This window comes from Nitrospirillum amazonense, assembly GCF_007828045.1.
Taxonomy (GTDB): domain Bacteria; phylum Pseudomonadota; class Alphaproteobacteria; order Azospirillales; family Azospirillaceae; genus Nitrospirillum; species Nitrospirillum amazonense_C.
The window spans coordinates 321882-345874 of the sequence record NZ_VITN01000002.1; the positions used below are offsets into that span (position 1 = coordinate 321882).

At 69.1% G+C, this 23993-nt stretch carries 22 protein-coding genes; 8 read left to right on the forward strand and 14 right to left on the reverse strand.

The genetic code is table 11. The annotated features are described in order from the left end of the window. Positions 1-162: 162 nt before the first annotated feature. Positions 163-1458, reverse strand: coding sequence for an omega-aminotransferase AptA (gene aptA, locus FBZ89_RS03910; protein WP_145748978.1), 1296 nt, complete (start codon positions 1456-1458; stop codon positions 163-165). Between the two features lie 427 nt (positions 1459-1885). Continuing rightward, positions 1886-2308, reverse strand: a complete 423-nt coding sequence (gene ndk, locus FBZ89_RS03915) for a nucleoside-diphosphate kinase (protein ID WP_145748719.1) — start codon at positions 2306-2308, stop codon at positions 1886-1888. Positions 2309-2565: 257 nt separating this feature from the next. On the opposite strand from ndk, the gene FBZ89_RS03920 reads away from it, so the two are divergent. Continuing rightward, a complete protein-coding gene (locus FBZ89_RS03920) occupies positions 2566-4452 on the forward strand; it encodes an ABC-F family ATP-binding cassette domain-containing protein (RefSeq protein ID WP_145748720.1) in 1887 nt (628 codons plus the stop codon). Between the two features lie 272 nt (positions 4453-4724). Then, positions 4725-5396 carry a class I SAM-dependent methyltransferase gene (locus FBZ89_RS03925; protein ID WP_246172023.1) on the forward strand — a complete coding sequence of 224 codons (672 nt, stop codon included), beginning with the start codon at positions 4725-4727 and terminating at the stop codon, positions 5394-5396. An 11-nt stretch (positions 5397-5407) separates the two neighbouring features. Here the strand turns inward: FBZ89_RS03925 and FBZ89_RS03930 are convergent, their stop codons facing one another. Next, on the reverse strand, positions 5408-6595 hold the full coding sequence (locus FBZ89_RS03930) for an acyltransferase family protein (protein WP_186457185.1): 1188 nt from the start codon (positions 6593-6595) through the stop codon (positions 5408-5410). Between the two features lie 93 nt (positions 6596-6688). Next, entirely contained in the window at positions 6689-7639 is a 951-nt protein-coding gene (gene gcvA / locus FBZ89_RS03935) for a transcriptional regulator GcvA (protein WP_145748722.1), read from the reverse strand. A gap of 138 nt (positions 7640-7777) precedes the next feature. Here gcvA and FBZ89_RS03940 point away from each other — a divergent pair, with 138 nt between their 5' ends. Further along, positions 7778-8236 carry a RidA family protein gene (locus FBZ89_RS03940; RefSeq protein WP_145748723.1) on the forward strand — a complete coding sequence of 153 codons (459 nt, stop codon included), beginning with the start codon at positions 7778-7780 and terminating at the stop codon, positions 8234-8236. A gap of 4 nt (positions 8237-8240) precedes the next feature. Further along, complete coding sequence (locus tag FBZ89_RS03945; RefSeq protein ID WP_145748724.1) at positions 8241-9458, forward strand: aminotransferase class V-fold PLP-dependent enzyme; 1218 nt, start codon at positions 8241-8243, stop codon at positions 9456-9458. Here FBZ89_RS03945 and FBZ89_RS03950 read toward each other — a convergent pair. Further along, positions 9455-10231, reverse strand: a complete 777-nt coding sequence (locus FBZ89_RS03950; RefSeq protein WP_145748725.1) for an SDR family NAD(P)-dependent oxidoreductase — start codon at positions 10229-10231, stop codon at positions 9455-9457. The two genes, FBZ89_RS03945 and FBZ89_RS03950, sit on opposite strands and share 4 nt — an antisense overlap. Before the next feature lie 250 nt (positions 10232-10481). On the opposite strand from FBZ89_RS03950, the gene FBZ89_RS03955 reads away from it, so the two are divergent. Together FBZ89_RS03955 and gmk are read left to right on the forward strand one after the other, a co-directional pair. Then, positions 10482-11351, forward strand: a complete 870-nt coding sequence (locus FBZ89_RS03955; protein WP_145748980.1) for a YicC/YloC family endoribonuclease — start codon at positions 10482-10484, stop codon at positions 11349-11351. Between the two features lie 11 nt (positions 11352-11362). Next, positions 11363-12025, forward strand: a complete 663-nt coding sequence (gmk, locus tag FBZ89_RS03960; protein WP_342780575.1) for a guanylate kinase — start codon at positions 11363-11365, stop codon at positions 12023-12025. Positions 12026-12031: 6 nt separating this feature from the next. Here the strand turns inward: gmk and FBZ89_RS03965 are convergent, their stop codons facing one another. The 5 genes from FBZ89_RS03965 to FBZ89_RS03985 all read right to left on the reverse strand — a co-directional run bounded on the left by FBZ89_RS03965 (position 12032) and on the right by FBZ89_RS03985 (position 15943). Next, positions 12032-13531: a GDL motif peptide-associated radical SAM/SPASM maturase gene (locus FBZ89_RS03965; protein ID WP_145748727.1), complete on the reverse strand. Its 1500-nt coding sequence runs from the start codon at positions 13529-13531 to the stop codon at positions 12032-12034. A 71-nt stretch (positions 13532-13602) separates the two neighbouring features. After that, positions 13603-13785, reverse strand: coding sequence for a DUF1843 domain-containing protein (locus tag FBZ89_RS03970; RefSeq protein WP_040847175.1), 183 nt, complete (start codon positions 13783-13785; stop codon positions 13603-13605). A 28-nt stretch (positions 13786-13813) separates the two neighbouring features. Continuing rightward, positions 13814-13993 carry a DUF1843 domain-containing protein gene (locus FBZ89_RS03975; protein ID WP_145748728.1) on the reverse strand — a complete coding sequence of 60 codons (180 nt, stop codon included), beginning with the start codon at positions 13991-13993 and terminating at the stop codon, positions 13814-13816. A 59-nt stretch (positions 13994-14052) separates the two neighbouring features. After that, a complete protein-coding gene (locus FBZ89_RS03980; protein ID WP_040847170.1) occupies positions 14053-14235 on the reverse strand; it encodes a DUF1843 domain-containing protein in 183 nt (60 codons plus the stop codon). Positions 14236-14503: 268 nt separating this feature from the next. Beyond that, complete coding sequence (locus FBZ89_RS03985; RefSeq protein WP_145748729.1) at positions 14504-15943, reverse strand: MATE family efflux transporter; 1440 nt, start codon at positions 15941-15943, stop codon at positions 14504-14506. 110 nt (positions 15944-16053) lie between these two features. Here FBZ89_RS03985 and FBZ89_RS03990 point away from each other — a divergent pair, with 110 nt between their 5' ends. Next, positions 16054-16488 carry a MarR family winged helix-turn-helix transcriptional regulator gene (locus FBZ89_RS03990; RefSeq protein WP_145748730.1) on the forward strand — a complete coding sequence of 145 codons (435 nt, stop codon included), beginning with the start codon at positions 16054-16056 and terminating at the stop codon, positions 16486-16488. Positions 16489-16497: 9 nt separating this feature from the next. Here the strand turns inward: FBZ89_RS03990 and FBZ89_RS03995 are convergent, their stop codons facing one another. Both FBZ89_RS03995 and FBZ89_RS04000 read right to left on the reverse strand, forming a co-directional pair. Then, positions 16498-17379 carry a hypothetical protein gene (locus tag FBZ89_RS03995; RefSeq protein WP_145748731.1) on the reverse strand — a complete coding sequence of 294 codons (882 nt, stop codon included), beginning with the start codon at positions 17377-17379 and terminating at the stop codon, positions 16498-16500. A 79-nt stretch (positions 17380-17458) separates the two neighbouring features. After that, on the reverse strand, positions 17459-18397 hold the full coding sequence (locus FBZ89_RS04000) for a GlxA family transcriptional regulator (protein WP_145748732.1): 939 nt from the start codon (positions 18395-18397) through the stop codon (positions 17459-17461). 141 nt (positions 18398-18538) lie between these two features. On the opposite strand from FBZ89_RS04000, the gene FBZ89_RS04005 reads away from it, so the two are divergent. Next, entirely contained in the window at positions 18539-19360 is an 822-nt protein-coding gene (locus FBZ89_RS04005; protein ID WP_145748733.1) for an SDR family NAD(P)-dependent oxidoreductase, read from the forward strand. Between the two features lie 74 nt (positions 19361-19434). Here the strand turns inward: FBZ89_RS04005 and FBZ89_RS04010 are convergent, their stop codons facing one another. After that, entirely contained in the window at positions 19435-21888 is a 2454-nt protein-coding gene (locus FBZ89_RS04010) for a penicillin-binding protein 1A (RefSeq protein WP_246172024.1), read from the reverse strand. Positions 21889-22035: 147 nt separating this feature from the next. Continuing rightward, on the reverse strand, positions 22036-23400 hold the full coding sequence (locus FBZ89_RS04015; protein ID WP_145748734.1) for an N-acetylmuramoyl-L-alanine amidase: 1365 nt from the start codon (positions 23398-23400) through the stop codon (positions 22036-22038). Positions 23401-23993 lie beyond the last annotated feature (593 nt).

Here is a 23993-nt window from a genome sequence, read left to right on the forward strand (position 1 = left end):
CTCCCGTCCTTTCCCGCCCTTTACTGGGCCACCGCCGGAACGGTCGTGCGTTTCCGGCGGTCCTGTTCAGAGGTACGCGTGTCGCAGGCGTATGCCTTTGTTCGTTTTATTTTTCGATCTTTATTTTCTGCCAAGCACTCATGCGCCTTGGATCGCCAATCCTCACGGCAATTCGCGCAGCACCTCGGCCAGCGTGCCGAAGAGTTGGTCGATATGGCTCTTTTCGATGATCAGCGGCGGCGACAGGGCGATGATGTCGCCGGTGGTGCGGATCAGCAGCCCCTTCTCGAAGGCCCTCAGGAAGGCGTCGAAGGCGCGGGCCGTGGGCTTGCCCTGGATGGGCTCCAGCTCGATGCCGGCGATCAGGCCCAGGTTGCGCACGTCGATGACATGGGGCAGGCCGCGCAGGCTGTGCGCCGCCTCCTGCCAATAGCTGGCCAACTCGGCGCCCCGGGTCAGTAGCCCCTCTTCCTTGTAGATCTTCAGGGTGGCCAGGCCGGCGGCGGTGGCCAAGGGGTGGCCGGAATAGGTGTAGCCGTGGAACAGCTCGATGGCGTTCTCCGGCCCGGTCATGAAGGCGTCGTAAATCTCGTTCTTGAAGAACACCGCCCCCATGGGAACCGTGGCGTTGGTCAGGCCCTTGGCCGCCGTGATGATGTCCGGCACCACGCCGAAATAGTCGGTGGCGAAGGGCGCGCCCAGGCGGCCGAAGCCGGTGATGACCTCATCGAAGATCAGCAGGATGCCATGGCGGTCGCAGATGGCACGCAGCTTTTCCAGGTAGCCCTTGGGCGGCAGCAGCACGCCGGTGGACCCCGCCACCGGCTCCACGATCACGGCGGCGATGGTGGAGGCGTCGTGCAGAGTGACGATGCGCCCCAGCTCGTCCGCCAGGTGCGCGCCCCATTCCGGCTGGCCCTTGGTGAAGGCCTGGTGCGCCTTGTCATGGGTGTGCGGCAGATGGTCGACGCCGGCCAGCATGGGCCCGAAGAACTTGCGGTTGGTGACGATGCCGCCGACGGAGATGCCGCCGAAACCCACGCCGTGGTAGCCGCGCTCGCGCCCGATGAAGCGGGTGCGCGTCCCCTCTCCCCGGGCGCGGTGGTAGGCCAGCGCCACCTTCAGCGCCGTGTCCACGGATTCGGAACCGGAATTGGTGAAGAACACCTTGTCCATGCCGGTGGGCAGCAGGGCCGCCAGCTGCGCCGCCAGCTCGAAGGCGCCGGGATGGCCCATCTGGAAGGCGGGGGCGTAGTCCATGGCCGCCACCTGGGCCTGCACCGCCCGGACGATCTCGGGCCGGCAGTGACCGGCGTTCACGCACCACAGGCCGGCGGTGCCGTCCAGCACCTGGCGCCCGTCGTCGGTGGTGTAGTGCATGTCCTTGGCGCCCACGAACAGGCGGGGCGCCTTCTTGAACTGCCGGTTGGCCGTGAACGGCATCCAAAAGGCGTCCATGTTGTTGGGAACGCCGCCGCCCGGGCCCAGGCCGGCCCCACGGCCGTCGGGGGCCGCGAAGGGGATGGAGGGATGGATGTCGAAGCCGTCGCGACGCTGTGCCAAAGCCACTCTCCCAGTAGGCGCCCGGCCCCTGTCGGCCAGGCGGACCCATATTCTATAGCCCGTAATTTATGGAATGGAGAGTGACATGAATTTGACCATTTGGTCAGGATTTTTTTGACCGTGCGCCAGAAAAGTGCGCGAAACCGCGCCAGCGCCTGCCACCGCCTAATTTAATGGCAAAATCTCACCGCTTCCAATCCCCTAAACCCATGGTTGCCACCGCCATGACGCCCAAGGGGCTGGCGACGCGGCCAAAAGAAAAGCGGCCCCGAGGCATCCCCCAAGGCCGCTTCCCTTAAATCGTCATCCGTGACGCCGGCGATCAGCCGACGATCTCGGTGCCGGCGAAGAAGTAGGCGATCTCGATCTTCGCGTTCTCCAGGCTATCGGAGCCGTGGACGGAGTTGGCTTCGATCGATTCCGCGAATTCCTTGCGGATGGTGCCGGCGTCGGCGTTGGCCGGGTTGGTGGCGCCCATGATCTCGCGGTTGCGGGCCACGGCATTTTCACCTTCCAGAACCTGCACGACCACCGGGCCGGAGATCATGAAGGACACCAGCTCGCCGTAGAACGGGCGGGCGGCGTGCACCTCGTAGAACTTCTCGGCCTGCTGCTTGGTCATCTGGATGCGCTTCTGCGCGACGATGCGCAGGCCGGCTTCCTCGAACTTGGCGTTGATCTTGCCGGTCAGGTTGCGACGGGTGGCGTCGGGCTTAATGATCGAGAAGGTCTGTTCGACGGCCATGGCCGGATCTCCTGGGATTGGGTAGGGAATCTCTAAAGTGGCGGCGTTATATACGGGCACACGCGGGGCCGCAACAGGCGTAACCCAAGCTTCATGCGCCAGGCGGGCAAGGGGGGCATGTGCAAAGGGGCAGGTGCGAGCGGCCGGGGATGCCCCCCGTGGTCGATGCACGCCGATCAGACCCATGACCTGAGCGATGTGCAGTTTCGCCCCCTCGACCATCGCAAGAAGCGGCCACCCATGGTATGAGGGCCGCCATGCTGACCATCACAGACCTGACCTACCGCATCGCCGGCCGCACCCTTCTGGACCAGGCCTCCGTCGTCGTGCCCAAGGGCCACAAGGTGGCGCTGGTGGGGCGCAACGGCACGGGCAAGTCCACCCTGTTCAAGCTGATCGCGGGCGAGTTGCACCCCGACGGCGGGGAGATCACCCTGCCCGGCGGCGTGCGCATGGGCATGGTGCGGCAGGAGGTGCCGGCCGGCGCCACCAGCCTGCTGGACACGGTCATGGCGGCGGACACGGAACGCACAGCCCTGCTGGCGGAGGCCGAGACCGCCACCGATCCCACCCGCATCGCGGAGGTGCACACCCGGCTGGCCGACATCGGCGCCCATTCGGCGGAGGCGCGGGCGGCGCAGATCCTGTCCGGCCTGGGCTTCGACGCCGCGGCACAGCAGCGGCCGTGCGCCGACTTCTCCGGCGGCTGGCGCATGCGTGTGGCGCTGGCCGGCGTGCTGTTCACCCAGCCCGACCTGCTGCTGCTGGACGAGCCGACCAACCATCTGGACCTGGAAGCCACGGTGTGGCTGGAGAGCTATCTCAAGAACTACCCGCACACCATCCTGCTGATCAGCCATGACCGGGAGCTGTTGAACAAGGTCCCGACCACGACCATCCACCTGGATCAGCAGAAGCTGACCGCCTACAGCGGCGGCTATGACCAGTTCGTCACCGTGCGCGCCGCCAAGCTGGAAAACCTGAAGGCCCAGTCGGCCAAGCAGGAAGCCCAGCGCAAACACATGCAGGACTTCGTGGACCGCTTCCGCGCCAAGGCCACCAAGGCCAAGCAGGCGCAAAGCCGCCTGAAGGCGCTGGAGAAGCTGGGCCCGGCCATCACCGTGCTGGAGGAACACCGCACGCGGTTCGACTTCCCCTCGCCCGAGGCGCTGTCCCCACCCCTGATCAACATGGACGCCGCCGTCGTCGGCTACGGCGACAAGGCCATCCTGCGCAACCTGAACCTGCGCATTGATCCCGAGGACCGCATCGCGCTGCTGGGCGCCAACGGCAACGGCAAGTCCACGCTGGTGAAGATGCTGGCCGGGCGGCTGGCGCCTATGGGCGGCGAGGTCCGACGCTCCTCCAAGCTCAAGGTCGGCTATTTCGCCCAGCACCAGGCGGAGGAGCTGAACCTGGCCTGGACACCGGTGCAGCAGACCCAGGCCGCCATGAAGGGCGCCACGGAGCAGCAGGTGCGCAACCACCTGGGCCGCTTCGGCTTCCCCCAGGTGAAGGCCGACACCCTGATCCGCGACCTGTCGGGCGGGGAGAAGGCGCGCCTGCTGTTCGCACTGATGAGTCGGGAGGCGCCGGGCATCCTGCTGCTGGACGAGCCGACCAACCACCTGGACATCGACAGTCGCGAGGCGTTGGTGGAGGCCATCAACGGCTACCAAGGCGCCGTCATCCTCATCAGCCACGACCCCCACCTGGTGGAGCTGACGGCCGACCGGCTGTGGCTGGTGGCCGACGGCACGTGCAAGCCCTATGACGGCGACCTGGACGAATACCGCGCCTGGCTGCTGGACCAGCGGCGCAGCGACAGCGCCTCACGCGATGTCACCCCCGCCGCCGGCCGCGACCGCAAGGAAGAGCGGCGGGCCGCCGCCGAGCTGCGGCAGCAGCTGGCCCCCCTGCGCCGCAAGGTGGAGGACGCGGAAAAGCGCATGGGGCAGCTGGGCGCCAAGAAGGCCAAGCTGGACGAGAAGCTGGCCGACCCCGCCCTGTACCAAGGCCCGAAGGAGGCCGTGACCAAGCTGCAGATCGAGCTGGGCCAGGTGCAGAAGGACCTGGACGCCGCCGAGGAGGCTTGGCTGACCCTGTCGGAACAGCTGGAGGAAGCGATGGCGGCGGGGGCATGAGCCAACACCCGATTCCGCCCCGGCGCCCGTGCCCTGCGCCCCACTGCCGCACCCCGCTCCTAAAGTCTAATCCGAAATTGCGTAACGGAAACGGGGGTGTAACACACCCGTCATTGCAAATCGGGGCGGTGCGTGCCATCTCTGCCCCTATGTTCCGTGCACGCGACCGTTTCGGGGGCCTGATGCCCCTGAGTACCGACCTGAACAGAGCCTTGACGCCCCGGTTTGGGCGCACCGCCGCTGGAATGCCGATGCTGAGGAACGCCTGAGCCATGCCGACCGACCGCGCCGAGACGACCTTGAACGGCAAGAAGTTCGCCGCCCGGGGTTCCGCCAAGAGCTGCCATCCGCATGGCCATTCCCCCCGGGCGCAGAGCCCGGCCAATGAGAATCCCGCCTGGCTGTTTTTCCGCCGCTGGGCCGCCAACCCCGTCTCCATCGCCTCCATCACCCCGTCGGCGCCGTCGCTGGGCCGCCTGATGGCCCGCCATGTGCGGCGCGAGGCGGACGAGATCGTCGTGGAGTATGGCGGCGGCACCGGCGCCATCACCAAGGCCCTGCTGGACTCGGGCATTCCCGCCTCGCGCCTGTTCGTCATCGAGCGGGACAAGGAACTGCACGCCTACATGACGGCCAAGTTCCCCGGCGTCACCGTGCTGCTGGGCGACGTGAAGGACGTGCGCAGCCTGCTGCCGCCGCAATGGGTGGGCAAGGTTGGAACCATCGTCTGCGGCATCCCCATGATCCTGATCCCGGCGGACGCGCAACGCCTGATCATGGACGAGGCCTATGCCGTCATGCCCAAGGGCCGGCAATTCCTGTCCTTCACCTATTCCCTGCGCTCCCCCCTGCGCCGCCAGGCCCTGCACCTGTCGGGCAAGCGCCTGGGCTGGGCCGTCTCCAACATTCCGCCGGCAGCGGTGTGGGGCTATACGCGGGACTGAGGCACGGCGCGTCAGAAGCTGGGGGGCTGCGGCGCCGCCGCCTCCCTGGAAAGGGAATCGGCCGTCGGCCGCGCCACCAGTCTCCCTAGATACCGCCCGAGGGCACGCAACGCGCGCTGCGTCGGCTGGTCGAACGTGACGCTGACCAGCAGGGCAGCGGCGTAGAACAGCAAGAGGCCGGCAAGGAACAGCCCGTGCAGGGCCCACCCGCCCACGGTGAATGGCGGCAGGTTCAATTCCAGCGCCAGCAGCACCGGCATGTGAAGAATATAGAGGGGATAGGACAAGGCGCCCGCCCGATCGGCGAAACGGCCCAATCGCAGCATGCCATGACGTTCCAGCGCCGCCAGGCCCAGCAGCGTGACGGCGAACAGGACGGACATCCGCATCATCATGGCCGGCGTCCCGTAGCCCTTGCCCCAATCGATCTCCGGCAACGTCGCCAGGATGGTCACCACGCCCAGCGCCACCAGGGCCAGGCTGGCCCGGAGACCCGGGCGATGCTTAAGGAAGATCCAGCCGGCAGCCAGTCCCGCGATGAAATAAAAATTGAAATAACTGAAAAGCCGCTCGCCCAAATAGGTTTCCACCACGTGATTGAGCCAGATGGGATGCGGCAGGCGCAGCATGTCCAGCGCCGGCCACGGCACCCAACGCCAGAGGGTGGCGCCAATCCAAAGGGCCAGGATGGGGCGGCCGACGCGCGGCATCAGCGCCAAGCCGAAGAAGAAATAGAATACCAGCTCATGCCGCAGCGACCAGGCGGCGGGAATGAGGTCCTTATCGTGCCAGGGCGAGAGCAGATACATCTGCGGCAGCGATCCCGGCGCCAGGGTGCTGTGCAGGTAATAAACCGGGATCAGCAGCGCCAGCCAGTAGGTGGGATAGATGCGGCACAGCCGCCGCCACCAGAAGCGCGGCACGGCGGCGGCATCGCCCCAATCCCGGTGATGGGCCGTCATCATGACAAAGCCGGATAGCACGAAGAAATAGGTCACCCCGAACGCCCCGGGAGACCCCCATCCGCCCAGGAGCGGATCGGTGCCAGGGGCCGCCAACTTGTTCACCCAGGGGATGAGGTGGGTCAGGACGATGATGGTCGCGGCAAGGAAACGGCCGAGTTCCAGCGTGCGCAGCTTGGCCAAGCCACCGCGCGCGCCCGCGTCACGATCCGGTCCAACACCTGCATCCGATGCCAAGGAGCCTGTCCCCCAACCCAACCCCAAGACGCCCAGGCAGTGGACAGCGCACTCCAAGATCGCCGCAGGTCGACTACGACTTATGTTTGCAGTCTAGAGACCGCTTCCCCCGACATCAAGCATGCCGCCGGAGGCGGCCGGGGCGCCATCGGCCACCGCCGCCGTGATCCAGTCGATGAACGCCGCCATGGCCGGCGTCGGCGCCCGGGCCGCCGCCCAGACCAGCCAGTGGGCCACCTGGGGCGTCTCCACCACCACCTCCGGGAACAGCGACACCAGCGTGCCAGCCCGCAAGCGGTCCTGCACCAGCAGCGCCCGGCCCATGGCGACGCCCTGTCCCTCCGCCGCCGCGTGCAGCACGATGTTGTAGTCGGTCAGTTGCACCGTGCGGGCCGCCTGCAAATCCACGCCCGCCGCCTGCGCCCACACCCGCCACTCCAACGGGCGGATGGTGAACAGCAGCGGATGGGCGAGGATGTCACCCGGCGCCCGGAGCGGTGGCCCTCGCCGCAGAAGGGTGGGTGCGGCCACGGGTGCCAGGCGGTCCATGTGCAGCAACCGGCCCGCCAAGCCGTCACCGGACTCCGGCCCCGCGCCATAGCGGATGCCGATGTCGGCCTCGCCATTCGGCACGTCCACCTTGCGCAGCGTGGGGTCCAGGACCAAGTCGATGTCCGGGTGGGTGGCGGCAAAGCGGTCCAGGCGCGGCACCAGCCAATTGGCGGCGAAGGACGGAACCATGCTGACCCGCAGCGTCTGGCGCGTGGCGTGGGCCCGCACGTCGCGCGTGGCCTCCGCGATCAGGCCGAAGGCTTGGCGCACCGCCGCCAAATACCGGTCCCCCGCCTCCGTCAAGGTCACGCCCCGGGCGTGGCGGAGGAACAGGGCCACGCCCAGGCTGTCCTCCAGCTGGCGGATGTGGTGGCTGACGGCGCTCTGGGTGATCAGCAACTCCTCCCCCGCCTGGCGAAAGCTGAGCAGCCGGCCGGCCGCCTCGAAGGCGCGCAGGGCCGGCAGGGGCGGCAGGATGGGAGACAGGCGCATGGACCACACTGTAGCCTGCGACCGACCCATGAGCCAGATCGATCACTCCCCCGTGCACCTTTGAATTGGCCGGGAGCGTCGGCGCCGGGCATCCTGGCGCCACATTATTGATTCCGCAGTCAAGGAAATGCCGCCGCCATGCCCCTCTCCATCGCCGGGAAGGTCCAGTCCCTGGGCCTGACCCTGCCGCAGCCCTCCAGCCCCGCCGCCAACTATGTCTCCACCACCCGGGTGGGCCCCTTGCTGTTCGTGGCGGGGCAGATCGACCCGGCGGGCGCCCAGGGACGGCTGGGGGACCAGGTGACGGTGGAGGATGGCGTGCGGGCGGCCCAGGCCGCGGCCCTGAACGTCATCGCCCACGTCGCCAAGGCGGTGGGCGACGATCTGGCCAAGGTGCGCCAGGTGGCCAAGCTGACCGTCTTCGTCGCCAGCGCGCCGGACTTCACCCAGCAGCCGCTGGTGGCCAACGGCGCGTCGGACCTGATGGTGGCGGTATTCGGCGAGGCCGGGCGCCACGCCCGATCCGCCGTCGGCGCCGCCGCCCTGCCGCGTGGCGCGGCGGTGGAGGTCGAAGCCATCATCGAATTGGCGGAGTGACCCCATGCCCCTCCTGACCGACGCCCTGATCGCAACGCTGCGCGCCGACACACCCGGCTGCGCGGGCCCGTGCGTGCACTTCAACCACGCCGGCGCCAGCCTGTCCTCGCGCCAGACGCTGACGGCCATCACCGCCCACTTGGAGCTGGAGGCCCGCGTCGGCCCCATGGAGGCGGCGGTGATGGCGGCGGACGGCGTGGCCCGGGCGCGCACGGCGGCGGCCACCGTGCTGAACGCCACACCGGAAGAAATCGCCTTCGCCACCGGCGGATCCGCCGCCTGGGGCACCGCCATCGCCAGCCTGCCGCCCTTGCGCCCCGGTGACCGCGTTCTGGTGGCCCGCCAGGAATGGGGCGGCAACCTGACCACCCTGCGCGACAAGGCCGCCCGCGCCGGCGCCGGGGTGGAGGTGATTCCCAGCCTGGAGGACGGCCGGGTGGACGCCGATGCCCTGGCCGGCCTGATCGACGACCGTGTGCGCCTGGTCAGCCTGACCTGGGGGGCGGCCAACGGCGGCCTGGTCAATGACGCGGCGGCGGTGGGCCGGGTGGCGCGGGCCGCCGGCATCCCCTATGTCATCGACGCCGCCCAGGTGGTGGGCCAGATCCCGGTGGATGTGAAGGCGCTGGGCTGCGACATGCTGAAGGCGCCGGGGCGCAAGCATCTGCGCGGCCCGCGCGGGACCGCCCTGCTTTATGTCCGCCGCGAGTTCCTGGACAAGGTGACGCCCGCCTGGCTGGACGTGCAATCCTCGCCCTGGGCCGATCATTTGGGGGCCGATCACGGCCCGGTGTCGCCCCGCGACGACGCCCGCCGGCTGGAATCGTCGGAGGCCTCGGTGGCCCTGCTGCTGGGCCTGGGCAACGCCTTGGAGCAAGCCCTGGCACTGGGCATCGACCACATCCGCGCCCGCATCCATCACCTGGCCCAGGGCCTGCGCGCGCGCCTGGATGCCCTTCCCGGCGTCACCGTGCGCGACATCGGCGATCCCGAAACCCGCAGCGGCCTGGTGTCCTTCACGGTGGAGGGGTTGGCGGGCTCGGCCGTGCGCGCCCGGCTGGCGGACCAGGGACTGACCCTGGGCGCCAACGGTGTGCCCTACACCCCACTGGACATGACGGCGCGCGGCCTGACGGAAATCGCCCGTGCCTCCCTCAGCTATCTGACCACGGAAGCGGAACTGGACCGCCTGGCGGAAGCGGTGGCCGCGCTGCGCATCTAGGCTTTGCGCGGCGCCTGGGCCAGCAGGGCGTCGGTCAGCCCCGGGGGCAGGACGCCCAACAGCCACGACACGGCATAGGTGGGCCAAGGGAAGGCGATGCGCGCCCGGTTGGCGGCGAGCCCCGCCACCACGATGCGCGCGGCCTTCTCCGCGTCCATGAGAAAGGGCATGGGGAAGCTGTTCACCGCCGTCATGCGGCTGCGCACGAAGCCGGGGCAGATGACGTTGACCTGCACCCCCTTGCCCATCAGCTCGCCGCGTAGCCCCTCGCCATAGGACCGCACCGCCGCCTTGGAGGCGCAGTAGGCGGGCGCCCCCGGCATGCCGCGAAAGGCGGCCAGCGAGGACATCAGCGCCAGCTGCCCCCGCTTGCGCGTCACCATGCGCGGGATCAGCGGATGGATGGTGTTCAGCACGCCCTCGATGTTCACGGCCAGGATGCGGCGGGCCTGCTCCTCCGTCTCGCCCGAGGTGGCGGCATCCCCGCCCCCGGTGCCGCCGGAGATGCCGGCGTTGGCGATGGCGAGGTCGATGGGCACGCCGTTGTCGGCGGCGATGATCCAGTCGGCCAGGGCCTGGCGGTCCAGCACGTCCAGCGCCGCCGCCGTCACCCGGGCGCCCTTGGCGCGCGCGGCCCCGGCCACCGCCTCCAGCCGCGCCGAATCGCGGCCGGTCAGCCACAGCTGGCGGCCCCCCGTCGCATAGGCCAGGGCCAAGGCCTCGCCTATGCCGCTGGACGCGCCGGTGATCAGAATGCTGTTCGGCGACTGCACCGCCCGTCCCCCTCTGTCATCCCCATGGTGAAGCCCGCGTCGTCAATGGGGCCACGCACTTACCGCAACGGGCCCACCCCCGGGCCTTGCTTGTTTGTCGCCGCCGCCACGGGCTATAACCCTAGCCTCAAGACGATGCAGCATGTCTCGCCGCCGGTCCAGCCGGCAGCGCGGCGGAGGTTGCGTCCCTGTCGCCCTCCTCCTTTCCTTGGGGACCCGCCCTTTGAGCAAGACCTCCCCCCTCGCCAGCATGACCGGCTTCGCCCGCGCGGAAGGGGCCGCCGGCGCCACCTCGTGGATCGTCGAGGTGAAAAGCGTCAACGGCCGCGCGCTGGACCTGCGCACCCGCCAGCCCTCCGGCTTCGATGCCATCGAGGCCCTGGCCCGCGCGGAGGTGAACCGGCTGATCCGTCGCGGGAACGTCACCCTGAACCTGACCGTCAACCGCACCGCCACCACCGCGCCGCTGCGCCTGAATCGGGAGTTGCTGGCCCAGGTGCTGGAGCTGGCGCGGGAGATCGAGGGGGCCGGCGCCGCCCCGCCCCACCTCGACGCCCTGCTGTCCGTGCGCGGCGTGATCGACACGGGCGAGGAGACGGAGCAGCCGGAGGACAGGGCCGAGCTGGAGGCCGCCATCGGTAAGACCGTGACCCAGGCCATCCTGGCCCTGGCCGCCGCCCGCGCCGCCGAGGGTGCCCGACTGCACGCGGTCCTGACCGGCCACCTGGATGAGATCGCCACCCTGACCGAGGCCGCCGCCAACACCGCCACCCTGCAGCCCGCCGCCCTGCGCGACAAGCTGAAGACCCAGGTGCAGGCCCTGCTGGAGGCGGTGCCGGCCCTGCCGGAAGAGCGCCTGGCCCAGGAGGCCGCCCTGCTGATCGCCAAGGCCGACGTGCGGGAGGAGCTGGACCGGCTGCGCGCCCACATCGCCCAGGCCCGCGACATGCTGGCCGAGGGGGCCGCCGTGGGCCGCCGCCTGGACTTCCTCTGCCAGGAGTTCAACCGCGAGGCCAACACCCTCTGTTCCAAGTCCGCCGACGTGGAACTGACCCGCATCGGCCTGTCGCTGAAGGCCACGATCGAGCAGTTCCGCGAACAGGTCCAGAATATCGAATGAGCACGCCCCAGATGACCGCCGACACCCCGTCCCCCGCCCTGCCCCCCTACATGCACCGCCGCGGCCTGATGCTGGTGCTGTCCTCGCCCTCCGGCGCCGGCAAGACCACCATCGCCCGCCGCCTGCTGGAGCAGGACCAGGAGCTGACCATGTCGGTCTCCGCCACCACCCGCGCCAAGCGGCCGGGCGAGGTGGCGGGCGTGGACTATCACTTCACCAGCCTCACCGAGTTCGACCTGATGGTGAACCAGGGCAAGCTGCTGGAATACGCCAAGGTCTTCGACAACTACTACGGCACCCCGCGCGAGCCGGTGGAGCAGGCGCTGGCCAGCGGCCGCGACGTGCTGTTCGACATCGACTGGCAGGGCACGCAGCAGCTGAAGGAAAAGGCCCGCGACGACCTGGTCAGCATCTTCATCCTGCCGCCGTCCGCCCGCGAACTGGAACGCCGCCTGACCAGCCGCGCCCAGGACAGCCAGGCGGAGATCGCCAAGCGCATGAGCAAGGCGGCCAACGAGATGAGCCACTGGGCCGAGTACGACTACGTCATCATCAACAACGACGTGGACAGCTCCGTCGCCAAGGCCCACGCCATCCTGACCGCCGAGCGCCTGGTGCGCCGCCGCCAAGTGGGCCTGTCGGAGTTCGTGAAGGGCCTGCAGGCGGGGGTTTAAGCCCGCCTACTCCGCCGCCGGCGCCTCCTGCCGCATCCCCGCCAGGAAGCGCTTGGCCTGTTCGATCAGGGCGCGGCGGCGGGCGGTGTCCTCCGCGTGGCGGGCGGCTTCCGCCGCCACGTCTGAGCCGCAGTGGGGGCAGGTTTCCTCGTGCGGCCAGATGTACTGGTCGCAGCCCCGGCAAACCTCCAGCTTCGGTGGCGTGGTGCCGCCGCCGGCCGCGCGTTCGCGGGGATGGATGTGCACCTGGGCCGGGTCGCGCGGCGGCAGGGACGGCGCATCCGCCACGCCGGGAATGGCCTCCGTGATCAGGGCGAATTCACCGATGGCGAAGCTTTCCGGCGGCGCCTCCTTCACCTTCACCACCCGCTCGCGCAGGCCGTGCTTGGCCAGATCCAGCACGCGGTGATGGCAGTAGGGGTTGTTGCCCCGCCGGCCCAACAGCGATTCCGAGGTCCAGGTGCAGCCGGCGCGGCAGGCGTCGGCGTAATAGCAGGTACGGCAATAGCCCCACATCTCATCCACCGAACGCAGGCGGCCGAAGCTGATGCGCTCGGTATGGCGCCAGATGTCCTCCACCGTCATGTCGCGGACATGGCCGGCGGAATAGAGCGAGGTGGCCAGCGAGGGGCAGCCCTTAATGGTGCCATCGGCCTCGATGCCGATGGTGGTCTGGCCCGCGGCGCAGCCGGTCCAGTGCATGCTCTCGTCACCATAGCCGCGCCACATCCGCTCATACGGGCCGAAATAGCCGATGTTGTTGCCCACGATCATCAGCAGGCCCCGCTCCACCCCCTCCTGGTACAGGCGGGCCAGCAGGGGCATGACGTCGATCAGCTGATAGGGCTGCAGCAGCAGGTTGGGGTTGTCGACGGCGTTGCCCATGGCCACGGTCAACTGGATCTGCCAATGGGTGGCGCCGGCGGCGATGATGCGGTCCATCAACACGGGCAGATGGGCCGGCGTCTCCGGCCCGATCTGGGTGTTGACCGAGACATCCAGCCCGCGCGCCTTGGCCCGGCGCAACGCGCCGATGGCCTGGTCGTAGGAGCCGGGAACGCCGCGCACCCGGTCGTGCAGGTCCGGCAGGCCGTCGATGGAGACGCCCAGCCCCTGCAGGCCGGCCGCCACCGCCTGGTCCAGGCGGGCGTCGGTCAGGTTGCGGGCGCCGGTCTGGATGGCGGTGCGCATGCCGTGGTCGCGGCAGCGGCGCACGATGTCGATCCAGTCGCGGCGCAGGTAGGCTTCGCCGCCGATCAGGGTCATTTCCCGCGTGCCCAACGCCGCCAGCTGGTCCACCAGGTCCAGCGCCTCCGCCGTCGTCAGCTCATCGGCACGCGGCCGGCCAGCGCGGGAACCGCAATGCTGGCACTTCAGGTTGCAGGCCAGCGTGATCTCCCACACCACATGCACCGGCACCAGGTTGTGGTGGTCCTCCATCCGGCGGAAGCGGACGGGCGCCTCTTGCCTAACGGCGGGCGGCGGGGCGGACGCGCTGGTGTCCATGGGGCGGGTTCCTTGGGAAATAGGCGGGAAAGCGGCCGGCACCCCGGGGGCGCCGGCTGGCCGGGTCATGTTCAGGGCTTGCGCGCCTCGGCCTTGGCGATCTCCAGCTTCAGGTGCGTCAGCAAGGTGGGGACGTCCCCGTACTGCTGCACATGCGCCTCGGCCTCGGCGGCCAATTTCTTCAGTTCCGCCAGGTCGCCCTTGGCGATGGCGTCGGTGATGGCGACGCCGTACAGGGTGTGAACGGATGACATGGTTTTCCTCCCGGGTTAGGGCTGGGGATCAGGGCTTGCCGGCTTCGGCCTTGGCGATTTCGACCTTCAGCAATTGCAGCACGGTGGCCACGTCGCCGTATTCCTGCAGATGCTTCTCGGCCTGGGCGTGCAAGTTCTTCAGTTCCGCCACATCGCCCTTGGCGATGGCCTGGGTGGCGGCGACGGCATAAAGGGGGATGTGACCCATAATATATCCCTCATAAGTTGTAGTTGCGGATGTGGAAAGGCCCCGTCCCGGCTTCGGGATCAGGGCGTCTTGCCGGCCTCAAGCTTGGCGATGGCCGCCTTCAGGTGCGTCAGCAGCGTCGGGATGTCGCCATAGCGCTGAACATGGTCCTCGGCCAGGGCCTTGGCCCGCTTCATTTCCTCCAGGTCGCCGCTCGCAATGGCCTGGGTGATGGCGACGCCATAGGGCTGAATGATCGTCATTGTCTTCCCCAAATGTTTTGAAGAGGGTCGCGGAAGGCGCGCGGCTGCAACCGCCCCGCCCGGGGGGCGGGGGCCTGACATCATGGAATGATCAAAAACAGGACGGTCCCTGCGGACCGGGGGGCGGGTCCAACGGATCGGCGCCGCCTCCCGAGCGGCAGGGTGGTCAGGCCACGGCTTCTTTGTATCGGCCAAACTTTTTTGGCCCCGGCCGCCCGGAGAGTCAACTTAAATGATTGCAATATACTGTTAATACAACCATTAGGAACTATTCCCGTCCCGGCCGCCAGATGGCGCCGCTGAGGGTGGCGGCAACACACAGCGCGGCAGAGGCCAGGGAGGCCGCAGCCACCAGGCCGAACAAAACGTCGAGGCCGGCGCCCAGGCCCACCGCCAACCACCCCAGCCCCGCCGCGACAATCAGGCGCACGGTGCCGGCCAGGAAGGCCCACAGCGGCCGGCCACCGCCCTGGGAGGCGAAGCCCAGGATGAAGGTCAGGCCCACGGCGCCATAGACCGGCCCCACCGTGCGCAGGTAATGGGCGCCATGGGCCAGCACGGCGGGGTCATGGCTGAACAGGTCGACCCAGGCGGACGGCCACAGCGCCACACCCAGACCGATCGCCTCCGTCACCGCCGCCCCCATCAGGGCGCCGATCCAGGCGGCGCGGCGTGCCCGGGCCTGGTTGCCCGCCCCCATGGCGGTCCCCACCAGGGTCAACACCGCCGTGCCCAGGCCGAACAGCAGCGGGATCAGCAGATAGTCAAGGCGGGAGCCCATGCCGAAGCCGGCCAGCGCCGCGGTGCCGAAGCGGCCCACGGCGCCGGTCACCAGAAGGGTGATCAGGTTCAGCTGCAGGGCGCTGAGGGCCGAGACGACGCCCACGCCCAGGATGTCGCGGAACAGCCGCCCCTCCAGCGGCACCCGGCGTAGGGTCAGGCCCGAGCGGCCGCGCGCCATGTAGGCCAGCAGCACGACCGCCGCCACGGTGTAATAGCCGCTGACCGCCATGCCGGCGCCGGCGACACCAAAGCCGTGGACGCTGAAACCGTGGACGGGCCCGATGCCGAAGATGAGAAAGGGCGACAGCGGAATCATGACCGCCGCCCCCACCAGGGTGACCAGCGCCGGCACCCGCACATTGCCGATGCCGCGCAACACGGCCGACATCAGGTTGATGATCCAAACCGGCACCGCGCCCGCGAACAGCCAGCCGGAATAGGATAGCGCCGCCGCCAGCGCCCCGTCGGTGCCGCCCAACAGGCGGTAGAGCGCCGGCCCGCCCAGCCGCAAAGCCAGGGTGAAGACCAGGCCAAAGGCGACAGCCAGGACCAGGGCGTGGAGCACCAGGGCGTTGGCGTCACGCACCCGCCCCGCCCCCATGGCGCGCGACACCGCCGCCGCGACGCCACCGCCGATGCCGCCCGCCGCGACCATGGTCATCAGCATGGACACCGGCAGGACCAGGGCCGCCCCCACCAGTGCATCCGTGCCCAGGGCGCTGACATAATACGTCTCCGCCACGCCGACGGCTGTCTGGATGAGCAGCACCACGATGGTGGGCAGGGCCAGGCGCAGCATGGTGGGCACGATGGGCCCGTGCAGCAGGGCATGCCGGGCGGGCGGCACCGGCTTGGGCTCCACCCGGGCGCCTTCCCCGGCCCCGGATAAGGTCTCCGCCGGCGTCGTGCCGATGTCGGTGGTCATCGTTCTCGTCCCCATCTGAAAATAGGAGAATATACTCTCATATAGGCGCATATACTCCTATATGGCGCGGTGCGCCAGCGCCTGATAGAACGGGCCGGAAGGAGAGCAGGATGAGTTTCGAGCAACAGCGCGACGGCGTCGCCCATTGCAACTGCGGCGCCCTGCGGCGGGCGGCGCGCAGGGCGACCAATTTCTACGACGCCAAGCTGGCGCCCACGGGCCTGCGCCTGACGCAGTTCTCCATGCTTGCCTTGGTGTATGAGGCGGCGGGCGCGCTGACGGTGAACGAAATGGCGGCGCGCCTGGACCTGGACCGCACCACCACCGGCAAGAACCTGCGCCCGCTGGAGCGGGACGGCCTGATCCAGGTCACCCCCTGCCCCACCGACCGCCGCAGTCATCAGATCACCCTGACCGACGCGGGGCGCGAGCGTTTGCGCGCCGGTACCACGCTGTGGCGCGAGGCCCAGCGCGCGTTCGAGGCGGCCAACGGCGGCGCGGCCGCCCTGCGCAAGACGCTGGACGGCCTCAGCATCCCCGCCTGACGGGGCCGGCTAGAAGGAGACGCGGCCGGTGAAGACCCAGGCGTGGTCCAGGGTCGGGGTCAGCGCCGGCTCGCGCTGCAGGCTGGGTGAGACGGCGAACTGGTAGCCGAAGCCGAAGTTGGCCTTGGAATGGCCACCCAGCGGGAAGCGGCCGAAGATGATGCCGGGGGTCAGCAGCACCTGGTTCTTGCCGTCGCGCAGGCCGCCGGACCAGTAGGTGTCGTTCACCTCCAGCTCTGGCCAGAAATAGTCGTCCAGGTGATATTGGAAGGTGACGTTGGTCGCCACCGCCGTGCCGATGGTGCTCTCGTGCGCCATGGGAATGGCCACGCCCACGGTGCCCTGCACATCGAACCGGCCGAAGCCCTTGCCGGCGGCCAGCGTGGGCGTCACCAGCCAGGCGTCGTTGGTGAAGGCCTTGATGCCGGTGGGCGCCTGAAAGCCCAAGAAGGCCGTGACGATGTAGTCGCCCTGGTCGGCGTTGGCGGACAGCAAGCGCTGCTTCACCAGCAGCACGGGATCATCGCCAAAGCCCTGCACCGGCTTGACGTTGCTGCGCACCTGATAGGGCGGGATGTTCAACACCACCTCGGTGGTGGCGGTGGGGATCAGTTCCAGCCCCTTGCCGCCGCCGTAATTGCGGACCATGGCGCCGGTGCCCTGGTACTGGTTGGTTTGGTCGAAGCGGAATTCCTGCTCCAGCCGGGGGGTCACCGTGACCAGCGGCGTCACCCAGCTGGGCTGGGTCGACTGGGCCTGATCCACGCGGGCATACCAATTGTTGAAATAATCGCTGATGGTGTCGGTGGTGTCGGCATGGGCCGTGCCGGCGAGGCCGACGCAGACAAGCACACTTGACACCACAGCGCCCAAGGCCATGTGACGGATCATGATGGGGCATCCCGTGGATTTCGTTATATCCCACCGTATATATCCCTCCCGACCCGAGGCCGATTAAAATACATTTTAATCAAGCGCTGAGCCGCGCCGCCCGTTGGAAGGCCTGGGGTGGCTGGCCGAAGGCGCGCAGGAAGGCGCGGCGCATGCGTTCCCGGTCGCCAAAGCCGGTTTCGCGCACGATGATCTCGATGGGGTGGCGCCCTTCCTCCATCAGCACGCGGGCCGCCTCCAGCCGCAGGTTCTCCACCGCCTTGGCCGGCGACTGCCCGGTTTCGGCATGGAAGGCGCGGCTGAACTGCCGCGGGCTGAGGTGCGCCACCTCAGCCAGCCGCTCCACCGACAGATCCTCTTTCAGGTTCTCGCGGACATAGCGCGCCACCGTCTGGATGCGGTCGGACCGGGGCTCCAGTTCCAGCAGGGCGGAGAATTGGGACTGCCCGCCCGGGCGGCGGTGATAGACCACCATCTTGCGCGCCACGGCGCGGGAGATGTCGGCGCCCAGATCCTCCTCCACCAGGGCCAGCGCCAGGTCGATGCCGGCGGTCATGCCGGCGGAGGTCCAGATGGGACCGTCCTGGATGAAGATGCGGTCTTCCTCCATACGCAGGGTGGGGAATTCCCGTTGCAGGGCACGGGCGACCAGCCAGTGCGTCGTGACGCGCCGCCCCTCCAGCAGCCCGGCGCGGGCCAGGACGGCGGCGCCCGTGCAAATGCTGGCCGTGCGGCGGGCGGCGCGGGCGGCACCGCGCACGAACACCGCCAGGCTGGCGGGCACCACCGCCAAGTCCAGCGCCCCGGCGATCATGAGCGTGTCATAGGCAAGGTCCCCCGGCGCCTGCGCCTGGACCGCCACGCCGGAGGAACTGGCCACCATTCCCCCCATTTCCGACACCAGATGGACATCGTAGACCGGCCGGCCGGCGATGATGTTCGCCACCTCGAACGCGGTGACGACCACCAGATCCAGGATTTGGAAACCGGGGAAGACGACGATACCGACACGCCTCATGAAGGGCCTCCGGGGGATCGGGACGGCGATATGTCCTGAAAAGTGGCATCAATGACATTCAGGTCGGGAGCGTGCGCCCTTATCCTTCCCCTTGTCAACGCCGGCGCCCCGCCGGTGATCACCCCCGAAGGGAACCGGATCATGAGCACCACCCCCATTTCCAAAGGCCCCGCCCCCAAGGGCACCGCCGTCGTCACCGGCGCCTCTTCCGGCATCGGCGCCATCTACGCCGACCGGCTGGCCCGCCGCGGCTATGATTTGATCCTGGTGGCGCGCAACGTCGCCCGCCTGCAGGACCGGGCCCAACGCCTGGCCACCGAGACAGGCCGCAAGGTCGAGGTGCTGGCCGCCGACCTGACCAAGGCCAGCGATCTGCGCGCCGTGGAGGCCCGCCTGCGTGAGGACGCCAGCATCACCGCCCTGGTCAACAACGCCGGCGTCGGCGCCGCCGCCCCCTTGCTGGACGCCGACGTGGACGCCATGGAGGCCATGATCCAGCTGAACGTGACCGCCCTCACCCGCCTGACCTACGCCGCCGTGCCCGGCCTGGTGAAGCGCGGTGGCGGCCTGGTGATCAACATCGCCTCCATCGTCGGCATCGCGCCGGAGCTGCTGAACGGCACCTACGGCGGCACCAAGGCCTACGTCGTCGCCTTCACCCAGTCGCTGCACCATGAACTGGCAGGCAAGGGCCTGCGCGCCCAGGCCGTGCTGCCCGGCGCCACGCGGACGGAGTTCTGGGACGTGGCCGGCGTACCGGTGGAGCAGCTGCCGCAGGAGATCGTGATGTCGGCCGAGGAGATGGTGGACGCCGCCCTCGTCGGCCTGGACCAGGGCGAGCTGATCACCATCCCCGCCTTGCCCGACCTGGCCGACTGGCAGGCCTATGAGGACGCCCGCCAGAAGCTGAAGCCCAACCTGTCGCGCAGCGAGGCCGCCGCCCGCCTGAAGCCGGCCGCGTAAATCAGCGTCTGAAACGGAACGGGCCGCCCCATCGCCGGGGCGGCCCGCTTCTTTTTACCTACAAGGGACCGGTATTAATAAACAGTCCCCGTCCCCGTCCCCATCTGCGTGCTCTGCTGCTGCGCCGCCGTCGTCGCCTGCACCCAGACGCTGCCGCCGTCGCCGCCGTCCAGCACGCCTTCGCCGCCCTTGGGCTCGGTGCCGGGGATGAAGGCTTCCCAGATGGCCTTGCGGTCGCCCGGCTCGGCCAGGCGGCCGGTCTCGGGGTTCACGCGCACCAGGCGCACGCCGGGCGGCACGCGGAAGGGCAGCGAGGGCTTGTCGGCCAGCGCCGTCGCCATGAACTCCTTGAAGATGGGCACGGCGACCGAGGCCCCCGTCTCATGATCGCCCAGGGAGCGCGGCTGGTCGTAGCCGGTGAAGACGCCGAACACCAGGTCGGGGGAGAAGCCGACGAACCAGGCGTCCTGGCTGTCGTTGGTGGTGCCGGTCTTGCCCGCCAGGGTCTTGCCCAACACGCGCAGCGCCGCCGCCGTGCCGCGATCGACCACACCCTGCAGAATGTTGACGATCTGGTAGACGGTGCGGGGGTCCTCGATCTGCTCACGCGTGTCGGGCACGTCCGGCACCGCGCCGACATCAGCGGTGGGGGCGACCGAACCAGGCGTCAGCGCACAACCCTCACACGCTCGCTGGTCGTGACGGTAGATGGTCTTGCCGCTGGCGTCCTGCACGCGATCGACGAAGGTGGGGGTGATGCGCTTGCCGCCGTTGTCCAGCATGGCGTAGGCGGTGGTCAGCTTCAGCACCGTGGTCTCCCCAGCGCCCAGGGCCATGGACAGTTCCGGCGCCAGGTGATCGCTGATGCCGAACAGCTTGGCCTCGTTCACCACCGCCGGCATGCCGATGTTCTGCGCCAGGCGCACGGTCATGACGTTGCGCGACTTCTCGATGCCCACGCGCAGCGGCGTGGGGCCGTAGAACTGGTCGGTGTAGTTGCTGGGCCGCCACTTCTCCTGCCCCGCCCCCTGCTCCAGCGAGAAAGGCGCGTCCAGCACCAGGCTGGAGGGGGTGAAGCCCCGGTCCAGGGCCGCCAGGTAGACGAAGGGCTTGAAGGCGGAGCCGGGCTGGCGGTTGGCCTGGGTGGCGCGGTTGAAGGCGCTGATGCGGGCGCTGAAGCCGCCGCTCATGGCCAGCACGCGGCCGGTGCGCGGATCCATGGCCACGACGGCACCCTGCAGCTCGGGAATCTGCCGCAGGGCGTAGACGCCGGGGATGGGCGCCGGCTCTTCCGCCTTCTGGCCTTTCGACGCCGGCTTGGCCTCCGACATCGCGGCATCGACCATGATCAGGTCGCCGGGCGTCAGCGCGTTGGCGCGCTTGGCCCAGCGCACGTCGGCCGGCTGCAACTTGCCCTGGCTGCCGTCCTTGAGGCCGATGGACGCGTCCTCCCCATCGGCCTTCAGCACCATGGCCAGCTGCCAGCGCTCCCCCCCCGCCGGCAGGGTGGCCTTGGCCAGCTGGTCCTGCCAATTGGCGGGGCCGTCGAAATGAGCCACGGCGCCGCGCCAGCCCTTGCGGCGGTCGAACGCCTCCAGCCCATGGCGCAGGGCCTCCACCGCCGCCTGCTGCAGCTTGGGATCGAGGGTGGTACGGATGGACAGGCCGCCCTCATACAGCTTGGACTCACCGTAGACGGACAGCAGCTCGCGCCGTACCTCCTCCACGAAGTAATCGGCATCAACCTGACCCTCGGAATGGCGGTCGCGGAACACCAGCTGCCGGCCTTGCGCCTCCTTGGCCTCGGCGGCGGTGATGTAGCCATCCTCCGCCATACGGCCCAGCACGTAGTTGCGGCGGGCGATGGCGGCGTCATGGAAGCGGTCGCGGTAATAACGGTCCGGCGCCTTGGGCAGGCTGGCCAGGAAGGCCGCCTCGTCCACCGTCAGCTCATCCAGCGACTTGTTGAAGTAGTTCAGGGCGGCGGCGGCCACGCCGAAGGAGCGGTTGCCGAGGAAAATCTCGTTCAGGTACAGCTCAAGGATGCGATCCTTGGACAGCGCCTCCTCGATCCGGTAGGAGAGGATGGCCTCCTTGATCTTGCGGACGTAGCTGACCTCGTTGTTCAGCAGGAACAGGCGCGTCACCTGCTGGGTGATGGTGCTGGCGCCGATGGGCCGCTTGTCCTGCCCCACCCGTTCCACGTTGGTGGCCATGGCGCGAGCGATGGCCAGCCAATCCACGCCGCCATGCTGGTAGAAGTTCTGGTCCTCGGCCGAGACGAAGGCCTGACGCACGCGCTTGGGGATCAGGCTGATGGGCACGAACACCCGCCGCTCCGCCGCGAACTCGGCGATCAGGCGGCCGTCGCCAGCCTGCACCCGCGTGGCCGTGGGCGGCTGGTAGTCCACCAGCTGGTGATAATCCGGCAAATCGGCCGCGTAATGGCGATAGCCCAGGTAGAGGCCGACGCAGCCGACCCCCGCCAAAATCAACAACAAGACCAACAGCTTGACGAGAATGCGCATGGAACCGACCGACACCCGCAGGCGATAAGACCGAAAGACGGCCGCACCCTAGCAGGAAGCGCCCGCCCTGTCGCCGTCCGGGCGGCGGCGGCGCGCATGCCCCAGGCGCACGACTGCCGGCGACAGCCTATCGCACCCGAGTATGGCTTATTTGCGGGTGGGGGCCCGGCGCGGCCCGAAATAGCCGTCGATGGCGCGCACCAGATCGGCGGCGAAGCGGCGGCGGTGGCTGTCCGTGGCCAGCAGGCGCGCGTCGGTGGGATGGGAGAGGTACCCCATCTCCACCAGGATGGCGGGCACATCGGGCGCGGTCAGCACGGCGAAACCGGCGGAGCGCAGGGGTGAGTTCAGCAGCGTGATGTCGCGCCCCACGGATTCCACCACCAGGTTGGCCAGGCGGCGGGATTGGTTGCGGGTGTCGCGCTGCGCCAGGTCGATCAGGATGCTGGCCACCTGCGCGCTCTGGTCCGCCAGGTCCATGCCGACGATGGCGTCGGAGCGGTTTTCGCGCTGGGCCAGCATGTCGGCCTCACGGTCGGTGGCCTTGTCCGACAGGGTGTAGACCGACAGGCCGCGCACCGGCCGCCCCACCACGATGTCGGCATGCAGGGAGATGAACAGGTCCGCCCCCAGCGCCCGCGCCTTGCCGGGCCGCTCGCGCAGGGGGATGAAGACGTCGCTGTCCCGGGTTAGCGCCACGCGATAGCGGCCGGTGGCCTCCAGCGCGCGGGCCACCGCCCGGGCCATGGCCAGCGTGATGTCTTTCTCGTAGGCACCGGTGACGGATGTCGCGCCCGGATCGTCGCCGCCGTGGCCGGGGTCCAGCACGATCAGGGGCGTGCGGTCGCGCAGGGTCGGCTTGGCGCCGGGCGCCGGCGGCACCATCACCACCGGCGCCGCCTTGGGCGGGGGCGGCGGGTCGGGCGGCAAGGTGGGCAGCGCGCCCACCCGGTTGGCGGCGGGCACCACGGCGGCCCCCACGGGCGGAACGCCCGGCGGCGGCGCCTCCGGCAACATGGCGACGGCCTTCTCCTCCGCGCGGGGCGGTGGCGGCGCGGATGGGCCGGCGACGGCCGCCATCAGGCTGCCCAGGTCGGCATGGGCCAGATCCAGCACCAGGCGCGGCGGATGGCCGTCGCGCGCCGGCAGGAAATCGGCATTGGCCACGCGCACCGGGCCATCGGTTTCCAGCACCACCTGGGCCGATCCAGTCAGGCTGCTGGTCATGCGCACGGCCTTGACCAGGCCCCGGCCGGCACCGGGCAGGGCCGCCTGCCAATTGACCGCGGGCAGATCGATGACCACCCGCGTCGGGCTGACCGAGGTCGCCACGCGGTAGTCGGTGCGCTCGCTCATCTCCAGGACGAAGCGGGTCTCGTCGCCCTGCAAACCCAAGCGCACGGCCAGCACCGCGCTGCGCTTGGGCGCGGATGGCACGCGCAGCACCTGCGCCTGCGCCACCTGGGCCTGGGCCATGTCGATGGTGCCCAGGCTGCCGGCGGAGACCGTCATGGGAATGACCACGGATATCAGGCTGAGGGTACCCGCCAGGGTCCCGGCCAGGGCCGCGCGCCACGTCCCCCGGTGCCCCCAGAACAAACGGTGTCGACGCCCAGAGGCGGACAAGACGGTTCCCCCCGAAACAGAACGAGACGGGCTCAGCACTCGGCCTTATACCGCCCTTGAATCAAACGCTTCAAGCATGATCATGAGATCTTGTCTAAGAAACGACGGATAGGTGGCGCCGGAGCGGTACCGGCGCCGGCCCAGCGCCTGCCGCAAGCGGCACCCGCGCCATGGCCTGTCCCGTTTCCACCCCAAGGGGCGCACTACAGGGGCTGTGATTCTTTCATTGTAGTATGGGCCACCCCGTGTTTATCTTGAATTCGCGACAACCAGTATCCTGGCCCGCCCCTCCCCGGGGCGGGGGCGTCGCCCCCGGTTTCGTGCCGCAGCCAGCCAAGTCCGCTGTGATGCGATCCGTGGGTGTGACGCCTGGAAGGATGCTCGGTCCTGTGAAACCACGAAGCCGGCGCTGGCCCCTTTGAAAGTCTGGGCTGGCGCCAGGTTCCGGTCGCCCGCCCCCCCGCTGGCCGCTTCCTGGA